This is a genomic window from Bacillus sp. BC08, from assembly GCF_054326875.1.
In genome coordinates this window covers 19,950-37,375 of the sequence record NZ_JBTGPA010000011.1, presented here as the reverse complement: position 1 = coordinate 37,375, position 17,426 = coordinate 19,950, and the positions used below count along the sequence as shown (strand labels likewise).

Genomic DNA, 17,426 nt, shown 5'->3' with positions numbered 1-17,426 from the left:
TTATTCTTACGCTTTACCGTTAGAACCGAATTCACGCATTTTACCAGCAACAGTTGCTTTAATAGCGTCGCGGCCAGGTCCAATAAATTTACGAGGATCGTAAACTTCTTGGTCTTTGTTTAATACTTCACGAACAGCTTTTGTAAACTCGATTTGGTTCTCAGTGTTTACGTTAATTTTTGAAGTACCTAAAGAGATAGCTTTTACGATATCAGCAGTTGGGATACCAGTACCACCGTGTAATACTAAAGGTACACCAGTGAAGTCACGAACTTGTTCCATTTCAGCGAATCCTAAGTTAGGCTCACCTTTGTAAGGACCGTGTACAGAACCTAAAGCTGGAGCTAGGCAATCGATACCTGTTGCTTCAACAAGGTGCTTACACTCTGCTGGATCAGCGTAAATTACGCCTTCAGCGATGATGTCGTCTTCTTGTCCGCCAACTGTTCCAAGCTCAGCTTCAACAGATACGTTACGAGCGTGTGCGTATTCTACTACTTTTTTAGTAGTTTCAACGTTTTCTTCGAATGGGTGGTGAGAAGCGTCGATCATTACAGATGTGAAACCTGCATCGATTGCTTCTTTACATTTTTCGAAGCTTGAACCATGGTCAAGGTGAATCGCTACAGGAACAGTGATGTTCATTTCTTCGATTAAAGCTTTAACCATAGCTACAACTGTTTTGAAACCAGTCATATGACGAGCTGCACCCTCAGATACACCTAGGATTACAGGAGATTTTTCTTCTTCCGCAGCAGCTAAGATAGCTTGAGTCCACTCTAAGTTGTTCATGTTGAATTGACCAACTGCGTATTTTCCTTCTAGTGCTGTGTTTAGCATTTCTTTCATAGAAACTAAAGGCATGGTGAATCCTCCTAAAAAACGTTTTTTGTATCCGATAAGTTCTTATCGCTGGTAGTATGACCAGAATAAGGTAAAATATGTATATTTACATACCGGACTTTTTTCTACACTCAATAGGATAACAACTTGTACTCAAAAACTCAACCGTATTCACCTGCTCAATAGTCCATGTAAACGCTTTTTTCCATATTTTTTATAAAAAATTCATTTTTTACGCCTCTACAGCAAGCTGATCTCTCACTGCTTGACGAATCTCATCAATATCAAACGGTTTAGCAAAGTGCATTAAAGCTCCTAAATCTTTTGCTTCTTGGATCATATCAAGCTCTCCATAAGCAGTCATTAAAATTACTTTAATGCTCTCATCAATTTCCTTTACATGTTTTAAAATCTCTATACCATCCATACCTGGAATTTTCATATCTAACACTACTAAATCTGGATTATCCTTTTTTACGATATCTAAAGCTTGAAATCCATTCGCTGCTTGGAATGTCTGATAACCTTCTTTTTGGAACACTTCATGTAATAACACACGAATGCCATATTGATCATCAACGATTAAAATTTTCCCTTCCATAACTCCCAACCTTTCTGTGTAAGTACAAGATTTAAAGCTTCTTATATCTTAACGATTAATTTTCGCTATTCTTTGGCAAATTCCTTCCTATTCTTTCTTATTTTACCGTTTCCTATTTTGTTATGCTACCCTTCGATTTCACCTTTCTAAAAAAATAAACTATAATGAAAGCCGGTAAACACGTACGAAGGGAGTAACATTATGTTAAAAATTTTTTCAACTCAATTAAGTGGTTATTTCTCCAGAGTTTCTCAAAAAGAGGAAATGAATATAGAAGATAGCGCCCGTCTACTTGCTCAAGCATTAGTTGGCGATGGTTTCATTTATTTACATGGTACAAATGAAATGGAGGGCGTTGTGGCTGAAGCATTATCCGGTGCTGAACCAATGAGGCAAGCAAAACGATTATTTGAAAACGGTAAAGAAGTAGAAGTAACTTCTGCAGATCGTGTACTTCTTATTAGCCGTTTTTCAACAGATGAAGAAGTTGTAGCAATGGCAAAAAAACTTCAAGCAGATGGACACTCTATTGTCGGTATCTCTGCTATTCAAGAAGGTACTGAATCACTAGAACAATATACAGATGTACATATTGATACAAAGCTGTTAAAAGGTCTTATTCCAGATGATGAAGGCAATCGCTACGGATTCCCAAGTTTAATGATAGCTTTATTTGCATATCATGGGATCAAATTTACAATCGATGAAATGTTAAATGAATATTAAAAAAAGCGCCCTATTTCAGGCGCTTTTTTTATTACTTGCTCTCTTTATTCGTAATAGAAGCTCTTACGAAGTCATGGAACAATGGTTGTGGACGGTTTGGACGAGAAACTAGTTCTGGGTGGAACTGTGCTGCCACGAACCAAGGGTGATCTTTTAATTCAATGATTTCAACTAGACGGCCGTCTGGGCTTGTACCAGAGAATACAAATCCTTCTTTTTCCATATCCGGACGGAATTGATTGTTGAACTCATAACGATGACGATGACGCTCATATACAACCGGCTCATTGTAAGCACTGTAAGCATTTGTTTCTTCAGCAAGCTTACATGGGTATAGGCCAAGACGAAGTGTACCACCTAAGTCTTCTACATCTTTTTGTTCTGGTAATAAGTCAATGATTGCATAAGGTGTGTCAGGATTAATTTCAGAAGAGTTAGCTCCTTCTAATCCTAATACGTTACGTGCAAATTCGATTGATGCAAGTTGCATACCTAAGCAAATTCCTAAGAATGGTACTTTGTTTTCACGAGCATATTGAATTGCAACGATTTTACCTTCTACACCACGATCGCCGAATCCACCAGGTACAAGGATACCATCTGTATCGCCAACTAATTCTTGTACGTTCTCTGGTGTTACGTGTTCAGCATTTACCCATTTCACTTCTACATCTGTGTCGAATGAATAACCCGCATGACGAAGTGCTTCTACAACAGAAATGTATGCATCTTGAAGCTCTACGTATTTACCAACAAGAGCAATTTTTGTTTTCTTAGAAAGGTTACGTACTTTATCAACTAGTGCAGTCCACTCTGTCATATCTGCAGCTGGATTGTCTAATTTTAAGTGATCGCAAACGATTTGGTCCATATTTTGCTCTTGAAGAGATAATGGAACCGCATATAAAGTATCTGCATCGCGTGCTTCGATAACTGCTTTTGTATCAATGTCACAGAATAATGCAAGCTTGTCTTTCATATCTTGAGAAACAGGCAATTCTGTACGAACAACGATAATATTTGGTTGAATACCTAAACTGCGAAGCTCTTTAACGCTATGTTGCGTTGGTTTTGTTTTCATTTCACCCGCTGCTTTTAAGTACGGGATTAACGTACAGTGAATGTACATTACATTGTCACGACCGATGTCGCTCTTAATTTGACGGATTGCTTCTAAGAATGGTAGAGACTCGATGTCACCAACAGTTCCGCCAATTTCTGTAATAACAACGTCCGCGTTTGTTTCGCGACCAGAACGGTATACACGCTCTTTAATTTCGTTAGTAATGTGAGGAATAACTTGAACTGTTCCTCCTAGGTATTCACCACGACGCTCTTTTTGAAGAACTGAAGAGTAAATTTTACCTGTTGTTACGTTGCTGTATTTGTTTAAGTTGATGTCGATGAAACGCTCATAGTGACCAAGGTCTAAGTCTGTTTCTGCACCATCATCTGTTACGAATACCTCACCGTGTTGGTATGGGCTCATAGTCCCTGGGTCTACGTTAATGTATGGATCAAACTTTTGAATCGTTACGTTTAAACCACGATTCTTTAAAAGTCTTCCAAGAGATGCTGCTGTAATACCTTTTCCTAAAGACGATACTACACCGCCTGTTACAAAAATATACTTAGTCATGAAAAAGCTCCCTCCTATTTTGTGCTGTTATATAATCACCGTTGCAAAGCGCAACGTATGTAGATAACACTGTATCCATCTTATTGTTAGACTCTTTTTATTTTCTAAACAAAAAACAAAAAAGAAAATTGCTCCCCTCATCACATAAAGTAATAAGTAGGGAGCAATTTTCTTTTATATTTACACTTTAAAAGTATTATCGTCCTTTTTTAAAGAGCCCAAAAATGATTCTACATGGACGATAATGAAAAGTCAAGAACTACAGTTCTTCCTCTTCTTCTTCTTCAGTTTCATCGTACTCAAGTTCTTCTTCGGCGAAGTCATCGTCATCATCTTCATCTAAATCATCAAGATCATCGTCTTCTCCGTCTTCTTCTTCAAGAACCTTGTCCAAATCTTCTACCTCTTCGTCCTCTTCATTTCCGTCTGCTTCGTCGAAGTCTTCATCTTCTTCAATGTAGTCGTCAAAACCGTCTTCTTCAACTTTACGTTTCTTCTTCGGTTTTGGCTGAGGCAAGATTTCTTCATCAATTTGCTCATATGGGTACCAGCTACGTAGCCCCCAACGATTTTCTCCTAAATTAATGAAACGTCCATCGATGTTTAAATCTGTATAAAATTGTGCGAGTTTCGCATTAACTTGCTCTTGAGATAGTCCCAGCACTTGAGCGATTTCTTGAACCAACTCGTTGAATGTCGTTGCTTGTCTTTTATCCCCTAAAACGCTATGTACAACTTCAATCATTGAACATTCTTTTAGCTCTTCTGGTGAATATTGCTTAAAATTCACTTATGCGGCACTTCCTTTCTTCAAATATAACCTTATATATAACGGTCTGCTTAAAAAAATCCATACTATTCATTATAAACAAAAGTCGCACAAATATGCTACAAAAAAAACGGGAAACTTTAATATGGTAATAAAATTATAATTTGTCTATTCCTTATTTCGGAAACATATGCGCTCCTTGCAGTACATACCTGATTTGCATTTCTGTATATTCTTCAAGCGTATACAGTTTTTGCAGGGCCCAACGTCTAAATCCCCACATTTGTCCTTGTATAAAAATGTTATGTGCAAGAAGCTGTATCTCTTTTTTATTTAATGTAAATGTCCCATTTTCTGTACACTGCTCTAAAATATTCTCAAACATCCCGACCATTTGAAACTCTTTTTCTAATACGTACGGAAGTGATTCTTTCGGTAAAAAACGTACCTCTTGATACATTATTAATACTTCTTCCTGCAATTCGTCCATCACTTTAAAGTAATTCGTTATTGCTATCTTTAAACTTTCTATACTCCCTTTTTCTGTACAAACTACTTCCTCTAATCTTTCTTTTACATGTTCATAAATACTATCACAAACTAAATATAAAACATCATCTTTTGTACGAATGTACTCATAAAGTGTTCCAATACTAAATCCAGCCGCCTTCGCAATCTCTCTCGTTGTTGTACGTGGGAACCCTTTTTGCTTAAACAATTGCACCGCACCTTTAATCATTTGTTCACGTCTTAACGCAACTAATTTTTCATCTTTCACGGACGCATGAACATTATGTTTAACCATTCCCTTCACCTCTCTCTATTATTTTTTGGAAGGAAAAAGCGTAGGAAAATACCTACGCTTTCGTTCCTACTTCGTTAACATACGAGAAATTACAAGCCTTTGAATCTCTTGTGTTCCCTCATATATTTGTGTAATCTTTGCATCTCGCATATAACGCTCTACTGGATAATCTTTCGTATAACCGTAACCACCAAATACTTGTACCGCTTCAGTCGTCACCTTCATCGCTGTATCGCCTGCAAATACTTTTGACATCGCTGACTCTTTCCCGTACGGAAGCCCTTCCGATTCAAGCCAAGCCGCTTGGTATGTTAGAAGACGCGCCGCCTCCACATCCGTTGCCATATCTGCAAGTTTAAAGCCAATTCCTTGCTGCGCCGCAATTGGTTTCCCAAACTGATGACGCTCTCTTGCATATTCTACAGAAGCATCTAAAGCCCCTTGCGCAATACCGACTGCTTGCGCAGCAATACCATTACGGCCGCCATCTAATGTTTGCATCGCAACTTTAAATCCTTGGCCCTCTTCCCCTAGTAGATTCTCTACAGGAATACGGCAATCTTCGAACATAATTTCAGTTGTTGGTGAAGAGCGAATCCCTAACTTGCTTTCCTTCTTCCCGACTGAAAATCCTGGTGTATCACTTTCCACAATAAACGCGCTCGTACCACGCTGCTTCGATTCAGGATCAGTTAACGCAAAAACAACATAAATATCAGCAATACCACCATTTGTAATAAAGATTTTCGATCCATTTAAAATGTAATGGTCTCCATCTCGTTTCGCAGTTGTCCTCATTCCGCCAGCATCTGAACCAGAACTTGGCTCCGTTAAACCGTATGCGCCAATTTTCGTTCCTTCTGCCATCGGTCGTAAAAACTTTTGCTTTTGTGCTTCCGTTCCAAATTTAAAAATTGGCCAACCAGCAAGTGAAGTATGTGCAGACAGCGTTACACCTGTTGAAGCACAAACACGAGATAACTCTTCAATAGCAATTACATACGCTAAGTAATCGCTTCCAATTCCGCCGTATTCTTCAGGCCATGGAATGCCGGTTAAACCAAGCTCTGCCATTTGATCAAATAGTGCACGATCAAATCTTTCTTCTTCATCACGCTCAGCTGCCGTCGGTGCTACTTCATTCTTAGCAAAATCCCGAACCATTTTTCTTATCATTTCATGTTCTTCTGATAGTTTAAAATGCATGCCCGTCTCCCCCTTTTCCTTTTATAAAGCTCGACTAATAACAAGTTTCTGTATCTCACTCGTTCCTTCATATATTTGCGTGATTTTCGCATCACGGAAAAATCGTTCTACTGGATAGTCTTTCGTATAACCGTAACCACCAAATACTTGCACCGCTTCAATCGCAACCTCAACAGCCGTCTTAGAAGCGAATAATTTTGCAATAGATGCCTCTTTACCACATGGTAATCCTTGTGCTCTTAGCGATGCCGCTCTATATACAAGTAATCGCGCTGCTTCTACACTAGTTGCCATATCTGCAAGTTTGAATCCGATTCCTTGCTGCGCCGCAATTGGCTTTCCGAATTGCTCACGTTCTTTCGCATAATCAATTGCACACGCAAGCGCTGCTTCCGCAATCCCTAAAGCCTGCGCACCAATTCCAATTCGTCCAACATCTAAATTCGCCATCGCTACCTTAAATCCTTGTCCTTCTTCACCAAGTAAATTCTCAGCCGGCACTTTCATATCTTCGAACGTAAGTTGTACTGTGCGAGAACCGAGAAGTCCCATTTTATGCTCATCTTTTCCAATAATTAAGCCCGGTGTATCTTTTTCTACTATAAATGCAGAAATCCCACTTTTTCCTGCCTCTGGATTTGTAGAAGCGAATACAATATATGTACTTGCTTCACCGCCATTTGTAATAAATACTTTCGATCCATTAATAATGTAGTGATCGTCTTTCTTTACAGCTCTTGATTTCAAACTCCCTGCATCTGATCCTGCATTCGGTTCTGTTAGAGCAAATGCACCTAAATACTCACCAGTCGCAAGTTTAGAAACATATTTCTGCTTCTGTTCTTCTGTTCCGAAGTATAAAATCGGATTCATTCCAACTGACGTATGTACAGCTAAAATTACACCAACCGTTGCACTTACCTTTGAAATTTCCTCAATTGCTAAAATATATGAAATAAAATCCATTTCTGCTCCGCCATATTTTGCAGGCGCTGGAATACCCATCAGTCCAAGCTCACCCATCTTTTGCAAAATCTCTTTCGGGAATACCCCTTGTTCCATACTAGGAACAAAGGGAGCTATTTCCTTCTGCGCAAAATCTCGAACCATTTTCCTCATCATTTGTTGCTCTTCAGTAAAATGAAAATTCATGTACTTCGCCTCCGTTTGCTATATATCTTTTTAAAATTTGGTAAGACCACTATTTTAATAAAGGGAGGATTTTATTCGTAAACGTAGAAGCCACGACCCGTTTTACGTCCTAACCATCCTGCATTCACATACTTGCGTAATAATGGACATGGGCGATATTTACTATCACCTAAACCTTCATGCAACACTTCCATAATGTATAAACATGTATCTAAACCGATAAAATCAGCGAGCGTTAAAGGCCCCATTGGATGATTCATACCGAGTTTCATTACTTCATCAATCGCTTCTTTCGTCGCTACACCTTCATATAACGTATAGATTGCCTCGTTAATCATCGGCAATAAAATACGGTTCGATACAAACCCTGGGAAATCATTTACTTCAACTGGTACTTTCCCAATTTTCTTCGTAATATCCTCAATCGTTTCATATACCGCATCATCTGTAGCCAAACCGCGAATAATTTCAACAAGCTTCATAACCGGAACCGGATTCATAAAGTGCATACCGATTACTTTCTCCGGACGTTTCGTTACCGCTGCAATTTCTGTAATTGGCAGAGATGAAGTATTCGTCGCTAAAATTGCGTGATCTGGAGCAATTTCATCTAGATTCGCAAAGATTTTCTTTTTAATATCCATTTTCTCAACAGCTGCTTCAATAATGAGGTCCGCTTCCTTCACACAATCTAAATCAAGCGTTACTGTAAGGCGATTTAACGTTTCTTCCTTCTCTTCTTCCTTCATGCGTCCTTTTTCTACTTGGCGCCCTAAGTTTTTCGTAATAATAGCCAATCCTCTGTCTAATTGCTCTTGTTTTAAATCTTGTACCTTCACATCATATCCTGCCATTGCACATACTTGCGCAATTCCCGATCCCATTTGTCCCGCACCAATTACAACTATTTTTTGTACACCCATTCTTTCTTCCCCCTTAATATAAATTGTTAATAAATCAAAAATCACCTACACGTAAATTAACGAACTTCAATCATAATTGCGTCACCTTGACCGCCACCGCTACAAATCGAAGCAATTCCAATTCCACCGCCGCGCTGCTTCAGTGCATGGATAAGTGTAACGATAATACGTGCTCCACTTGCTCCAATCGGATGTCCCATTGCCACTGCGCCGCCATTTACATTCAATTTGTCTGGGTCAATTCCTGCAATCTCTGTACTTGCAATTGCTACCGCTGCAAATGCTTCATTAATCTCAAATAAATCGATATCTTCAATTGTCTTGCCTGTTTTTTTCAACAATTCGTTAATTGCATAACCTGGCGTTCTTGGGAAATCTTTAGACTCCACTGCAATTGCCGTATGTGCCAAAATTGTCGCTAATGGCTTTCTTCCTTCTTGCTTTGCTCTGTCTTCGCTCATTAGTACAAGTGCAGCACCACCATCATTTAGTCCTGGCGCATTACCCGCTGTCACTGCTGATGTCTTATCAAATACAGGTTTTAATTTCGCTAATTTTTCAATCGTTGTATCCGCGCGTGGCGCCTCATCCTTTGCAACGACAATAGGATCGCGTTTTCTTTGCGGAATCGTTACTGGTACGATTTCCTCTTCAAAACGTCCTTCTTTATGCGCTGAAACCGCACGTTGATGGCTACGGTACGCCCATTCATCTTGCGCTTCACGAGAGATTCCATCTTCCTTCGCAACTTCTCCGCCATAAACGCCCATGTGTATACCTGAAAATGCGCATGTTAAACCGTCAGCAACGTTTAAATCAATTACTTCGTTGTTACCCATTCTGTATCCCCATCTTGCTCCGCGTAAAATGTAAGGACTGTTACTCATCGACTCCATACCGCCAGCTACAATAAGTGATTGATCGCCAGTACGAATAATTTGATCCGCTAACGTAACCGCACGAAGTCCTGATGCACAAACTTTGTTCACTGTTTCCGTCTGCACTTCCCAAGGGATTCCAGCAGCCCTCGCAGCTTGGCGTGATGGAATTTGTCCCTGTCCACCTTGAATAACTGTTCCGAATATAACTTCTTCAACATCATTAGCAGAAACGTTTGCTCTTTCAAGCGCTGCTTTAATTGCAATTCCCCCAAGTTCTGTTGCTTTCACGTCTTTTAAAGATCCTCCAAATTTCCCAACCGGTGTTCTTGCAGCACTTAAAATAACTGTTTTACTCATATCTATTTCCCCCATCTCTTTTTTTAGCACCGAGCGCTCGCTCGGTGTTCTTACGTTGAGAAGAGGTGCAATGATTGCACCTCTCTCTAAAGTTGTATTCATGCTTGCAAATTACATCGCTTCTTTCTTCTGTCCGATAACAGATCGTTCTAAAATCTCTGTTACATCAAGAGTTTGAACATTCTCTTCTACTTCCTTCGCTTTCGTCCCATCGCTAATCATCGTTAAGCAATATGGACAACCTGTACCGATAATAGATGGTTGCACAGCTAGTGCTTGTTCTGTACGAGCAACGTTAATACGTGAACCTGCTGTCTCTTCCATCCACATTAGGCCACCACCTGCGCCACAACACATTCCTGTTTCACGGTTACGTGCCATTTCTACAAGATTCACACCAGGAATTGCTTTCAAAATGTCGCGCGGTGCTTCGTATACTTCGTTGTATCTTCCTAAATAACAGGAATCATGGTACGTAACTGTTTCCTCAATAGCGTGAACAGGTTTTAAGCGTCCTTCTTTCACCCACTGAGCTAACAATTCTGTATGATGATAGACTTCTGCTTGCAAGCCAAAGTCTGGATACTCATTTTTAAACGTGTTATAAGCGTGAGGATCAATCGTAACGATTTTCTTCACTCCTGCTTTTTCAAATTCCTCGATATTTTTTGTCGCCATCTCTTGGAAGACAAATTCATTTCCAAGACGTCTCGGTGTATCCCCAGAATTCTTTTCTTTATTACCAAGTATCGCGAATGAAATGCCTGCTTCGTTCATTAACTTCGCGAATGATATCGCAATCTTCTGACTACGATTATCATATGATCCCATTGAACCAACCCAGAATAAATATTCGAACTCCTCGCCAGCTTTCGATTTTTCTTTTACAGTTGGAACCGTTACTTCATCATCACCTTGGCGCCAAGTTTCACGCTCTTTACGGTTCAGTCCCCACGGATTCCCTTGACGCTCGATGTTTGTCATCGCACGCTGCGCTTCCGCGTCCATCTTTCCTTCTGTTAAAACGAGATAGCGGCGTAAATCAATAATTTTGTCAACATGCTCATTCATAACTGGACACTGGTCTTCACAGTTACGGCACGTTGTGCAAGCCCAAATCTCTTCCTCTGTAATAACATCTCCGATTAAACTCGGATCGTAAGCTAGCGTTGTAGCTGCTGATTCTTGTTGCCCTTTCCCAGCTGCCATCATCGCTAACTGATTTCCTTGTGTATTATTAAAAGCAACTACTGGAACCCATGGTGCTTTTGATGTCACTGCTGCTCCTTTATCAGTTAAATGATCGCGAAGTTTTAAAATTAAATCCATCGGCGATAACATTTTCCCTGTTCCTGTTGCCGGACACATATTTGTACAGCGACCACACTCTACGCAAGCGTATAAATCAATAAGCTGATTTTGTCTAAAGTCTTCGATTTTACCAACACCAAATGTTTCTTGCGTTTCATCTTCAAAGTCAATCTTTTCAAGTTTCCCTGGATTTGAAAGACGACCGAAGAAAACGTTGGCTGGTCCCGCAATTAAATGCGCGTGTTTTGATTGTGGAACATACACTAAAAACGTTAACAAAATTAGTAGATGCACCCACCAAGAGAAATAGAACACAGAAATGGCTACGGTTTCATTTATTCCTGAGAAAACGTAAGCGATTGCAGAAGCGATTGGTTCACTCCATGAAAGCTCCTCGCCGTGCCATATAATTCCCATCCCATTACCGAGTAGCACAGAAATCATTAATCCACCAATAAAGATAAGAACAAGACCTGATTTGAAATTACGTTTTAAACGAACTAGCTTCTCAACATAACGTCTATGAAAAGCCCAAAAGACTGCAATTAATATAACAAGTGTGACAATTTCCTGGAAGAATGTAAATGCAGGGTATAGTGGTCCAAGTGGAAGATGTGATCCTGGTGCGAGTCCTTTCCAAACGAAGTCAATTGCTCCAAATTGGACAAGAATAAATCCGTAAAAGAACATAACGTGAATAATGCCGCTCTTCTTATCTTTCAGCAGCTTTTTCTGACCGAAAACATTGACCTTAAGGAGATCCCAACGCTCTTTAAAACGACGGTCAAATTCAATCCTTTTTCCTAACTGTATGTAGGCCATCCTCGTTCGTATAAGATACACAAACAAATATCCCGCATAAGCAATAACAGCAATGGCAGCCAGCCAATTCATGATCAGTAAGCTATTCATTTTTATGCTACCCCTCTCTTTGTAAGCCCTCTTTCTTTTTTTAGAATCTTCAAAAACATATAATTTTCTGAATTTTTTCCCCTATCTTCATTATATAATGAGTGAGCATTCAGTCAACAGTTTTTTGTTATACAACAACATATTTTTTTCATAAAGCTGTTTATTTCGGTGAAACTATAAAGTGAAACTTTAATCAGTAGAGCGCTATGTATTCCCTACTGATTATTAGCCTCACCAATCGGGCTTTACCGGACAACCAGCAAAATGAAGGTGAAAAGAATGCAAAGGAGGGAATTCACTTATGTTCTTCTTATCTCTCTTGTTACTATGCGTTACTCTTTGGATCACAATTGACCTTTTATATGGGAGGATTCTTCATTTAAAGCGTGTGCGCTCTCGTACTTTCCCTTTACGTCAAAGTAATTTTCACCTTTATACATACGGGCAAGATTTATATGATGCTTTATTTACTGATATACAACAAGCAAGGCACCATGTGCACGTTTTATTCTTCATTGTAAAAAACGATAAAATCAGTCGTGAATTTTTAAAGTTACTTATCGATAAGGCACAGGAAGGAATTGAAGTAAGACTTTTACTCGATCGATTAGGAAGCCATTATTTATCAAACGAAGCAATTCGTTCCTTACAAAAGCATGGCGTCTCTTTTTCATTTTGTCATAAAGTGAAATTTCCGTTCCTTTTCTTTTCTGCCAATCAGCGCAACCATAGAAAAATCACGGTGGTTGACGGAAAAGTTGGTTATATCGGGGGATTTAATATCGGCGAAGAGTATTTGGGACATAATGAACGTTTAGGCTTATGGCGAGACTATCATTTACGTATCTCAGGCGAAGGAGTACAAGATTTACAAAAACAATTTTTACATGACTGGTTCGATGATACAAACCAAAACTTATTGGATACTTCTCTTTACTTTCCGAAACTGCAACCTGGTACCATCCAACATCAATTTATTCCGACCGATGGGGCCTATTTACAACATACTTTTTTACACTTAATTGAAAATACGAAAGATGAACTCTTTATCGGTACACCATATTTCATTCCTGGGAAAAAAATTATGAACGCATTATTAAGGGCACGAAAACGTGGGGTTCAAATCACGATTCTCGTTCCAGAAAAAGCTGATCATGCCCTTGTTCGAGAAGCAAAATTTCCATATTGCCGAAAGTTAATACAAGCTGGGTGTAATATTTACGCATTTCAACAAGGGTTTTTTCACGCTAAAGTTATTATAGCGGACGATTATATTTGTGATATCGGAACTGCAAACTTTGATATGAGAAGTTTATATATTAATCATGAAATCAACTGCCTTTTATATGATAAACATTTTATACAAACAGTTAAAAACAAATTCCATGAAGATCTAGAAAACGCGTCATTACTTTCCTTTAAAGATGTTAGCCCGCAGTCCCTTATTGATAGGGGGAAAGAATGGATAGGAACGATACTTTCTTTCTTCTTATAGGAAAGATAATGAGTAAAAAGAGGTGTATCACATATGATTATGCGATTTGGATATGTCTCACATGCAATGGCACTGTGGGACTGTTCTCCTGCCAAAACGATGACATTTACAAGCTTTCAAAAGCTCAGCAAACAAGAACGAGAAGATAAATTGTACGATGTTACAAGACAGAATCTTGAGCATACAATACGTATTCTTCATTACAATATAGCGCATGAAATTCCTTTATATCGTTTATCCTCTTCCATCGTCCCACTTGCAACACATCCCGAAGTAGAGTTTGATTATATCGGGGCATTTACACCGCTTTGGCGTAAAATTGGGGCATTAATTAAAGAACATAATTTACGAGTAAGTTTTCATCCAAATCAATTTACACTATTTACAAGTGACAAGCCACATATTACAACTAACGCTATAACAGATATGACCTATCATTATAAAGTATTAGATGCAATAGGAGTTGCAGATTCTTCCTATATTAATATCCATGTAGGTGGCGCCTATGGAAATAAAGAAAAAGCGGTTGGGCGTTTCCATGAAAATATAAAAAAACTTCCTACACATATAAAAAAGCAAATGACGCTTGAAAACGATGATAAAACATATACAACTGCTGAAACTTTATCTATTTGCCAAAAAGAAAAGATCCCATTCGTATTCGATTATCATCATCACGTAGCAAACCTTTGCGAGGAACCGCTAGAATTGTTACTTCCTGCAATTTTTGAAACTTGGTCACATACAAATATCCCTCCTAAAGTTCACATTTCCTCCCCTAAATCAAAAAAAGAATTTAGGGCCCATGCTGAATATATTGATTTAGAGTTTATTAAGCCTTTCTTACACATTGCAAAAAAAACCAATCTTAATTTCGATATTATGATTGAAAGTAAACAGAAAGATTTAGCAATGCTGCAATTCATACATGAATTATCCTCTATAAGAGGGGTAAAAAGAATAAATAGCTCAACATTACAATGGTAAATTGTAATGTTGAGCTATTTTTTTCAAAAAAAGTAATTTTTTTAGTAAAAAACACCCTATTTTATATGCTATGATTGGAATTAGCATTTTCCACCTGTGATTCAACTTTATTGAAACGGAGTCATAATATGATTAATCAAAAAAAATATGTACATTTTGTCACGATGTATATAACTATATTTTCTCTTTGGATATTCCTTATCCCTAAGGACTTGAATATAAAAGAAATCGGAATTCTCTTCTTATTTTGTTTTGCTGCATTCTTTTCTTGCTATTGCTTATATAAAGCTATTAAAAAAATGAAGCGTAGTGATAAATTATTTTGGGTTTTATTACTATGCACTTGTATATGCGGATTAATTATGGAAATAACTTTATTTCTTCATTCACTTTCTATATATGATCAAGTCATATTCTCATATAAGGCACTGCCTTTTTTCATCATACAATATATTTTTCTCTTTTCTGGATTTGCTATCAAATTCATAAAACATTACTCTATTAGAGGCCTTGCTCAATTTTCATTTGATAGCATTTTCATTGTTATTATGAATATTTATTTTACCTTAACTTTTATTTTGGATCTCTCAAGCTTTCGTTTGTTAACTACAAATCACTGGGTTTTAATTGGATACTTTATTGCACAGGCATTAGTAATTTATGCCGTTATTAGCCTATATAGACGAGAACAATATTCTGCTAGCAGAATTTCATTAATTATCGGCTTTACTATCATACTTGTGTACGGATATATACATCTGTTTCAAATAAACGCAGGGATGAAAACTTCTTCTGAAGTCTCTTACTTAATACATACTGCTTCAATTTTATTAATTGGTTTGTCGTCCATACTATACATTTTAGATAAACCAATGCAGCATGAGACGAAAACAAAATATTATCGATTTGACTATGTGCGCTTTATATTACCTTATTTTAGTATAATCATTACCTTTTCCTTTATTATTATTCAACCATGGGATGATAAGTTCATGTTAGTCGGTCTAGTATTATCACTCATCTTATTATTCCTACGACAACTTTATATGTGGAAAGATAATCAAGCACTAATCGATACATACGAACAGTTGACTACACAACTAGAAGGCAAAGTAGAAGAAGGTGCATCTGCGTTATCAAAGAGTGAACAACGCTATAAATCGTTATTCGAAGATCATCCTGATGCCGTTTTCTCTTTAAATATGGATGGTATTTTCCAAAAATCTAATACAGCTTGTGAAAGCTTATTTACTGCCTACTATTGTGAAGTAAAAAGCTATTCTCTTCTACACTTTATTGACTCAAAAGACCATGATCTACTAAAGAAAGCTTTACAAATGACAAAAGAAGGTAGACCACAAACTTTAGAAGTTCGCACAAAAGAAAAAGAAGGATATTACTATTACCTTCACATTACACTGATCCCTACTTTCATAAATAAAGAAGTTGTTGGGATGTTCGGCATAGCACGTGATATTACAACTTTATATGAAAAGCAAAAACAAGTAGAACATTTAGCCTTTCATGATGCACTTACTGGATTACCAAATCGCCGAAAGTTTGAAAAAGATTTAAAAAGCATTTTAAATACAGCTCAAACTAGTGCGAATGATGTTGCCGTCATGTTCCTTGATTTAGATCGATTCAAAAAAATAAACGATAGACTTGGTCACGATGTCGGAGATCTATTATTAATTGAAGTAGCAAAAAGGTTACGCAATTGCTTGCGTTCAAAGGATGTCGTTGCTCGCCAAGGCGGAGATGAGTTTACAATTCTATTACCAGATATGTACTCAGAGAAAAGTGCGGCTTTTATAGCTGAACAGATTTTAACCATTTTAAATAAACCATTCTTCATTAAAGAAGAAGAACTATCTATTACACCAAGTATCGGAATTGCCATGTACCCTGATTATGGAACAGATGTAACAGAATTAATGAAAAATGCTGATATGGCTATGTATCGCGCGAAAGCAAATGGTAAAAACAGATTTGTTTTCTTCTCAAAAGAAATGAGTATCGCCCAAAATGAAATCCAATTCTTAGAAGGCGAACTCGCAAAAGCATTACAACAAAATGAATTTTTCCTTGAATATCAGCCACAAGTAAATACAACAACAAAACAAATTATCGGTTTTGAAGCATTAATTCGCTGGAAGCATCCAAAACTCGGCATCGTATCTCCTGCCCAATTCATTCCTCTAGCGGAGGAAACTGGATTTATTATTGAACTTGGAAATTGGATTTTACGTACTGCTTGCTTAGAGGCAAAAAGATGGCATAATCAAGGTTTTTCTCACTTGAAAGTTGGTGTGAATTTATCTGTTGTTCAATTTAACCATGCAAATTTAATCCATACTATTTCAAAAGCGTTAGAAGAAACCGAACTCAAACCGGAAGCACTAGATATCGAAATTACAGAAAGTATCGCTATTAATCAAAATCAATCTGTAGTCGCAAAACTAGAGCAGCTTCAAAATCTCGGTATTCAAATTTCCATCGATGACTTTGGAACTGGTTATAGTTCTTTAGCTTATTTAACAAAATATCCAATCAACACATTAAAAATTGCTCGAGAGTTTATTTGCGGCATTACAAATAGCCCTTTAGAGGAAGCGATTATCGCTTCCATCATTACACTATCAAAAGAACTAAATTTAGAAGTTATTGCAGAAGGTGTAGAAACGGCAGAACAATGGAAGTTTTTATATGAACAAAGCTGTGACCACATTCAAGGATTCTTTATTAGCAAACCTGTTTCTAGTAAAGATGTTTGGAGGTTACTCCACAAAAAAACAACCGTCTAAGTGACGGTTGTT

Annotated in this window: 14 protein-coding genes; 4 read left to right on the top strand and 10 right to left on the bottom strand. The window is 37.8% G+C overall.

All coding sequences use genetic code 11. The features are described 5' to 3' along the window. Positions 1 to 6: 6 nt before the first annotated feature. Together ACXVYO_RS01735 and spo0F are read right to left on the bottom strand one after the other, a co-directional pair. Positions 7 to 864, bottom strand: coding sequence for a class II fructose-bisphosphate aldolase (locus tag ACXVYO_RS01735; protein ID WP_001131859.1), 858 nt, complete (start codon positions 862 to 864; stop codon positions 7 to 9). Positions 865 to 1,075: 211 nt separating this feature from the next. Beyond that, positions 1,076 to 1,444: a sporulation initiation phosphotransferase Spo0F gene (gene spo0F / locus ACXVYO_RS01730; RefSeq protein ID WP_000398592.1), complete on the bottom strand. Its 369-nt coding sequence runs from the start codon at positions 1,442 to 1,444 to the stop codon at positions 1,076 to 1,078. Positions 1,445 to 1,645: 201 nt separating this feature from the next. On the opposite strand from spo0F, the gene ACXVYO_RS01725 reads away from it, so the two are divergent. After that, on the top strand, positions 1,646 to 2,170 hold the full coding sequence (locus ACXVYO_RS01725; RefSeq protein WP_458465883.1) for a DUF2529 domain-containing protein: 525 nt from the start codon (positions 1,646 to 1,648) through the stop codon (positions 2,168 to 2,170). 31 nt (positions 2,171 to 2,201) lie between these two features. Here the strand turns inward: ACXVYO_RS01725 and pyrG are convergent, their stop codons facing one another. From pyrG to ACXVYO_RS01685, 8 genes are all read right to left on the bottom strand, one after another. Next, entirely contained in the window at positions 2,202 to 3,809 is a 1,608-nt protein-coding gene (pyrG, locus tag ACXVYO_RS01720; RefSeq protein WP_000170443.1) for a CTP synthase, read from the bottom strand. Between the two features lie 259 nt (positions 3,810 to 4,068). Next, a complete protein-coding gene (rpoE, locus tag ACXVYO_RS01715) occupies positions 4,069 to 4,599 on the bottom strand; it encodes a DNA-directed RNA polymerase subunit delta (RefSeq protein ID WP_458465882.1) in 531 nt (176 codons plus the stop codon). 154 nt (positions 4,600 to 4,753) lie between these two features. Further along, positions 4,754 to 5,383: a TetR/AcrR family transcriptional regulator gene (locus tag ACXVYO_RS01710; protein WP_000238598.1), complete on the bottom strand. Its 630-nt coding sequence runs from the start codon at positions 5,381 to 5,383 to the stop codon at positions 4,754 to 4,756. 66 nt (positions 5,384 to 5,449) lie between these two features. Beyond that, positions 5,450 to 6,589 (bottom strand): acyl-CoA dehydrogenase AcdA, encoded by a 1,140-nt coding sequence (gene acdA / locus ACXVYO_RS01705; protein WP_107134735.1) that lies wholly within the window; start codon positions 6,587 to 6,589, stop codon positions 5,450 to 5,452. Positions 6,590 to 6,610: 21 nt separating this feature from the next. Next, complete coding sequence (locus ACXVYO_RS01700) at positions 6,611 to 7,741, bottom strand: acyl-CoA dehydrogenase (RefSeq protein ID WP_001009064.1); 1,131 nt, start codon at positions 7,739 to 7,741, stop codon at positions 6,611 to 6,613. Between the two features lie 71 nt (positions 7,742 to 7,812). Next, positions 7,813 to 8,664, bottom strand: coding sequence for a 3-hydroxybutyryl-CoA dehydrogenase (locus tag ACXVYO_RS01695; RefSeq protein WP_458465881.1), 852 nt, complete (start codon positions 8,662 to 8,664; stop codon positions 7,813 to 7,815). 56 nt (positions 8,665 to 8,720) lie between these two features. Beyond that, on the bottom strand, positions 8,721 to 10,004 hold the full coding sequence (locus tag ACXVYO_RS01690; protein ID WP_458465880.1) for an acetyl-CoA C-acetyltransferase: 1,284 nt from the start codon (positions 10,002 to 10,004) through the stop codon (positions 8,721 to 8,723). Positions 10,005 to 10,013: 9 nt separating this feature from the next. Beyond that, positions 10,014 to 12,125, bottom strand: coding sequence for a heterodisulfide reductase-related iron-sulfur binding cluster (locus ACXVYO_RS01685; RefSeq protein ID WP_458465879.1), 2,112 nt, complete (start codon positions 12,123 to 12,125; stop codon positions 10,014 to 10,016). A 301-nt stretch (positions 12,126 to 12,426) separates the two neighbouring features. On the opposite strand from ACXVYO_RS01685, the gene cls reads away from it, so the two are divergent. The 3 genes from cls (at position 12,427) to ACXVYO_RS01670 (ending at position 17,414) form a co-directional block, all read left to right on the top strand. Next, positions 12,427 to 13,620: a cardiolipin synthase gene (gene cls / locus ACXVYO_RS01680; RefSeq protein ID WP_458465878.1), complete on the top strand. Its 1,194-nt coding sequence runs from the start codon at positions 12,427 to 12,429 to the stop codon at positions 13,618 to 13,620. Positions 13,621 to 13,653: 33 nt separating this feature from the next. Beyond that, the gene (uvsE, locus tag ACXVYO_RS01675) at positions 13,654 to 14,607 is read left to right on the top strand and encodes a UV DNA damage repair endonuclease UvsE (RefSeq protein WP_458465877.1); all 954 of its coding nucleotides are present in this window, start codon (positions 13,654 to 13,656) and stop codon (positions 14,605 to 14,607) included. A gap of 128 nt (positions 14,608 to 14,735) precedes the next feature. Next, entirely contained in the window at positions 14,736 to 17,414 is a 2,679-nt protein-coding gene (locus tag ACXVYO_RS01670) for a DUF4084 domain-containing protein (RefSeq protein ID WP_458465876.1), read from the top strand. Positions 17,415 to 17,426: the final 12 nt, after the last annotated feature.

Bases quoted from the DNA above. Each gene is read 5' to 3' on its own strand.
- ACXVYO_RS01735 (WP_001131859.1), bottom strand. From the start codon at position 864: ATGCCTTTAGTTTCTATGAAAGAAATGCTAAACACAGCACTAGAAGGA.
- spo0F (WP_000398592.1), bottom strand. From the start codon at position 1,444: ATGGAAGGGAAAATTTTAATCGTTGATGATCAATATGGCATTCGTGTG.
- ACXVYO_RS01725 (WP_458465883.1), top strand. From the start codon at position 1,646: ATGTTAAAAATTTTTTCAACTCAATTAAGTGGTTATTTCTCCAGAGTT.
- pyrG (WP_000170443.1), bottom strand. From the start codon at position 3,809: ATGACTAAGTATATTTTTGTAACAGGCGGTGTAGTATCGTCTTTAGGA.
- ACXVYO_RS01710 (WP_000238598.1), bottom strand. From the start codon at position 5,383: ATGGTTAAACATAATGTTCATGCGTCCGTGAAAGATGAAAAATTAGTT.
- acdA (WP_107134735.1), bottom strand. From the start codon at position 6,589: ATGCATTTTAAACTATCAGAAGAACATGAAATGATAAGAAAAATGGTT.
- ACXVYO_RS01700 (WP_001009064.1), bottom strand. From the start codon at position 7,741: ATGAATTTTCATTTTACTGAAGAGCAACAAATGATGAGGAAAATGGTT.
- ACXVYO_RS01695 (WP_458465881.1), bottom strand. From the start codon at position 8,664: ATGGGTGTACAAAAAATAGTTGTAATTGGTGCGGGACAAATGGGATCG.
- ACXVYO_RS01690 (WP_458465880.1), bottom strand. From the start codon at position 10,004: ATGAATACAACTTTAGAGAGAGGTGCAATCATTGCACCTCTTCTCAAC.
- ACXVYO_RS01685 (WP_458465879.1), bottom strand. From the start codon at position 12,125: ATGAATAGCTTACTGATCATGAATTGGCTGGCTGCCATTGCTGTTATT.
- cls (WP_458465878.1), top strand. From the start codon at position 12,427: ATGTTCTTCTTATCTCTCTTGTTACTATGCGTTACTCTTTGGATCACA.
- uvsE (WP_458465877.1), top strand. From the start codon at position 13,654: ATGATTATGCGATTTGGATATGTCTCACATGCAATGGCACTGTGGGAC.
- ACXVYO_RS01670 (WP_458465876.1), top strand. From the start codon at position 14,736: ATGATTAATCAAAAAAAATATGTACATTTTGTCACGATGTATATAACT.